General features: G+C 67.5%; 1 protein-coding gene. It reads left to right on the top strand.

Annotation, left to right across the window (positions count from 1 at the left end; translation table 11 throughout):
- Window positions 1–710: 710 nt before the first annotated feature.
- The coding region (locus BM093_RS34085) for a Pls/PosA family non-ribosomal peptide synthetase (protein ID WP_143105700.1) at window positions 711–4,697 on the top strand (3,987 nt) is incomplete at its 3' end.

The following is a 4,697-nucleotide window of genomic DNA, read 5'->3' as shown; positions in this document are numbered from 1 at the left end:
ATCCGGTCCAGCCCGAACACCGCCGACAGGCTCATCGCCGCAGTTCAGACCCTCATGATCGCCAGCGCGTGATCAGGTTGGCAAAGGCTCAATGTGATCGCCTTTCGTTAACCCTCCTCTTGCCTTTCCGGGCGATCATTTTACCTTCCTCTTGCTCGTCCAACAGTAGAATGGTGATCTGCGCGATGCAGCGGGAAGCGCGAGCAAGTCCGGCGCCACTTTTCGTGAAGCTGCACGGAAACGCCACCGGCCTGTTGGGGAGTTCTCGTCATGCGCACAGGGAGACAACCGGAGATCACCCAGCCGCTGGCGGCCCTTGCGGGGTACCGCACGCGCCATGGCGGCCGGCCGGGCCGTCATCGATGCGACCCGCGAGGGCGCGCGAGCGGTGTTAACGCAGTGTGCTCGTTCATCGAGGCGCGGGGAATCGGCACGGCGGACCCGGCGCAGGTCGTTGGAGGTAGCGGTTGCGCTGCTCCGGTCATAGATCGTTTCGGCTCTTCCAGGCTCGTCGGTCCGAGCGGAGGGATCTTGCGGCAGCGAGTGAGGGCCACCGATCCGATCACCGGCCGCCCGAGAATCGTAGTGGAGTCGGACACGAGGATCGGGATGCCCAGCAACGTGCAAGGCGTACGGATCGGGCCGTGCATCCGGCGTCCGGTCGCTCAATGTGATGGCGCGGTGCCGCGGGACAGCACCGGAGAAGCGCAATGACCCGCTGGGACCAACTCATTCGGACACCCGACGATGATGTTCGGACGGGCTTGCGCAGCGGTCCCGGCACGTCGGGATCCACCGGGCTGGAAGCGGGCAGCCCTGGACCCGGACGGATCCTGATCGACCAGGACGAGCCACAGGGCAGGCGTGCGCACCCGACCGAGCGACTTGAGGCTCTGTTTGAGGCGCAGTGCGAGTGGTTGGTCCGATTCGGTTGCGCCGACCGCTCGGCCGTGGATACCCCGGAGGGTGTCCTCTCGTATCTGGAGCTGGACGACGAGGCAAACCGCTTGGCCCGCTACCTGCGGCTGCACCACATCGGCCGGGGGGACAGAGTCGCGCTGCTACTCGGCGGCTCAGCTGATTTCTGTGTCGCGATGCTCGCCGTGGCCAAGGTCGGTGCCGCCTACGTTCCACTGGACGTGCGACTCGATGGCGACCACGTGGTCGCCATCATCGCTGATGCAGGCGCGCAGTTGGTGCTCACGACCTCGACAGTCGCGGCCGGGATCCCCGAGCTCGGTGCGCGGACGGCGACGACCGTGGTCGAGCTCGACCTCGCCGGGCGCTTCATCGCCGAACAGAGTTCACGACGTTTGCTGGCCGTTGAACGCGGCGTGCCGGGCGGGCCGGTCGCCTACATCGTCTACAGCTTCGACACCGACGGACGTCCGCACGGAGTGGCGATCGACCACAGCAGCGTATGCAACTTCGTGCGTGTGGCAGCCGAGGTGTATGGCATCGTGCCCGGTGACCGGGTGTTCCAGGGGCAGTCACCGGCGTCGGACCTGGTGGTGGAGGAAACCTGGGTGCCGTGGGTCGCCGGAGCCACGGTGGTCGCTCCACCGGCCGGGTCGAACCTGCAGGGAGAGCCGTTGTGGCGCTTCCTCGGTGAGCGTTGTGTGACGGTGCTGCGCAGCGACGCCGCGACACTGGCTGCACTCGACGAGCGTCTGCTCGCTCTGCGGCTGGTGCTGTCAAGTGCGTCGTGCCCCCCGGAGGTCATCAGGCGTTGGCGCCGTCCCGGACGTCGGCTGATCGGCACCTACGGTCCGCCCGAGGCAACCGTGACCACCACCTGGACCGAGCTGGAGCCGGGCCGGCCCCCCTCGCTCGGAGTTCCGTTGCCGACCTACAGCGTTGTCGTGCTGGACGTTGAGGATCCGCGCTCCGCGCTACCGCGCGGTGCGATCGGCGAGATCGGGATCGCCGGGATCGGCCTGGCCCGCGGCTACGTCAACCGTGACGACCTGGCACAGGCAGCGTTCGTTGCCGACTCGCTGGATGTGCCCGGCAATCCGTCGCAGCGGATCTTTCGCACCGGCGACCTGGGCCGCATCACCGCCGACGGTCGTATCGAGTACCGAGCCCGACTCGAGGAAGGGGCATCCGCACGTGGCCGTCGCTTCGAGCCGACACCCCCGAACCTGGAGGCCCTCGTCCCGGAGGCACCCACGACGCAGTCAATGGCGGTAGAACACGCCGCACCGATGCCCCCCGTCCCCGCACCGGGTGCCGGCACCGCCCCCACCGGCGCTGAGGTGCTTCTGGGCGAGGTGCTTGCCGGGGTGCTGGACCGCGAACGGGTCCCCGTCGACGCGAACTTCTTCGACGACCTGGGGGCCGACTCGTTGCTGATGGCAAAGTTCTGCGCCCGGGTACGCACACACCCGGACCTACCGTCGGTGTCGATCCAGTACATCTACGAGCACCCGACACTGCGACGCCTCGCCACCGCTCTCGCACTACCGGCTGAGGCACCGGCGCCGCCGTCGCCGGGCGTGGTGGAGGAACAGTTGGCCGAGATCCTGGCGGCGGTACTCGACCGTGACGAGGTTCCTCCGCAGGCGAACTTCTTCGAGCTCGGCGCGGACTCGTTGGACATGGCCAAGTTCTGCGCCCGCGTCCGCAAGGACCCCGAGTTGCCGACGCTGTCGATACAGGACGTCTACAGCCATCCGACCCTGACGGACCTGGCGGCGGCCGTGGCCCCCGCCGCCGACGGGACCGCACAAGCGGCGCAGGAACTGGCGGTGCAGCTCGGCGAGGTCCTCGCCGCGGTGGTGGAACGAGAGGAGGTGCCGGACGAGGCGAACTTCTTCGACGACCTGGGCGCCGACTCCCTGATGATGGCGAAGTTCTGCGCCCGCGTCCGCAAGGACCCCGAGTTGCCGACGCTGTCGATGGAGAACGTCTACGCCACTCCGACGCTCGCCGGCCTGGCCGCCTCGCTCGCCCCGGCCGCACGAGGTGATCTCACCGCGGCGACTCCGCCGGAGGAGCCGGCCGTCGTGCTCGACCGGTGGGCCTCGGTCCGCCGCGTCGGCACCGCGGGATATGTCCTGTGCGGCGCGCTCCAGGTCGCGTTCGCCGTGGGCTGGTCCTATCTCATGGCGTTGGTGTTGTTCTTGGGCTACGAGTGGTTCGTCGCATCGCCGACCCTGCTCGATCTCTACACGCGGGCGGTCGTTGTTGGCGCAGCGAGCTTCGCGTTCCTGTGTCTGTTCCCGATCGTGGCCAAGTGGGTGCTGATCGGTCGGTGGCGGCCCCGCTCGATCCGAATCTGGAGCCTGGGCTACGTCCGATTCTGGATTGTCAAGACGCTGGTGCGGATGAACCCGCTGGTTCTGTTCCGCGGCTCACCGCTCTACGTGCTGTATCTCCGGTCGCTCGGCGCCCGGATCGGCCGCGACGTGGCGCTGTTCGCCCAGTCCATGCCGGTGTGCACCGACCTGCTGTCCATCGGTGACCGCACGGTGATCCGCAAGGACGCGATGTTCTCTGGCTACCGGGCCCGCGACGGTCTGATCGAGATCGGGTCGGTCACCCTGGGCGACGATGTGTTCGTCGGCGAAGCCACCGTGCTCGAACTCGGCACGCGCATCGACGATGGCGGCCAGCTCGGACACACCTCCGCATTGCTGAGCGGGCAGGTGGTCCCCGCCGGCGAGCGTTGGCACGGATCACCGGCCCGCCCGGCCGGGGTGAACTACTGCACCGTCCCGCCCGCCAGGCCCGGACTCCCCCGCAAGATCGTCTATTCGCTGGTGCAGTTGACCATCGTCCTGGGCCTGGCCCTCCCGCTCGCCCTCGGCGGCATCGCGCTGCTGCTGCGCGAGGTTCCGCAGCTGACAGCGCTGCTGTTCCCAGGTCCGGAGGCGTTCGTCCACTGGTACTTCTACCTCGAGATCCTCGCTCTGAGCTTCGTGCTGTTCTTCGGCGTCCTTCTCGTGGCGTTCCTGGTGATGATCACCGTTCCGCGCCTGCTGGCTCGCGCGGTGCGGCCGGACCGGGTCTACCCGCTCTACGGAGTGCACTACTTCCTGCACCAGACCGTCGCGTTGCTGACCAATAGCATCACGTTCACGATGCTGCTCGGGGACAGCTCCGCGATCCCGCACTACCTCCGGGCCGTGGGCTACAAGCTCCGGCCACTGGTACAAACCGGCAACAACTTCGGGATGCTGATCAAGCACGAGTCGCCCTATCTCACCAGGATCGGCACCGGCACCGTCGTCGCCGACGACCTCTCGATCGTCAACGCGGAGTACTCGAACACGTCCTTCTGCTTGTCGCAGACCACGATCGGTACGAACAGCTTCTTCGGCAACCGGATCGTCTACCCGTCGCAGGGCAGGGTCGGGAACAACTGCCTGCTCGGCACCAAGGTCATGATCCCCCTCGACGGCCCGGTCCGAGAGGACGTCGGCCTGCTGGGCTCACCGAGCTTCGAGATCCCCCGCACGGTTGCCCGCGACGCACAACTCGAGCTCGGCGAGCAGGGACTGCGGCGCGCGCTCCGTGGCAAGAATCGGCACAACGCCGTCACGATCGCGCTGCACCTGATCGTGCGCTGGCTCTATTTCTTCGGGATCGCGATCCTGGTCCCCGGGATCGCGATCTGGGAGGTCACGCTCGGCGCTGCCGAAATCCTGGTCGCGCAGGTACTGATCACCGTGCTCACCGTCGGGTGGTTCACC

Origin of the sequence: Pseudonocardia ammonioxydans (assembly GCF_900115005.1) — a bacterium.
Lineage (GTDB): Bacteria > Actinomycetota > Actinomycetes > Mycobacteriales > Pseudonocardiaceae > Pseudonocardia > Pseudonocardia ammonioxydans.
The sequence above is the reverse complement of the archived record's forward strand: the minus strand, read 5'-3'. Positions and strand labels throughout refer to the sequence as shown.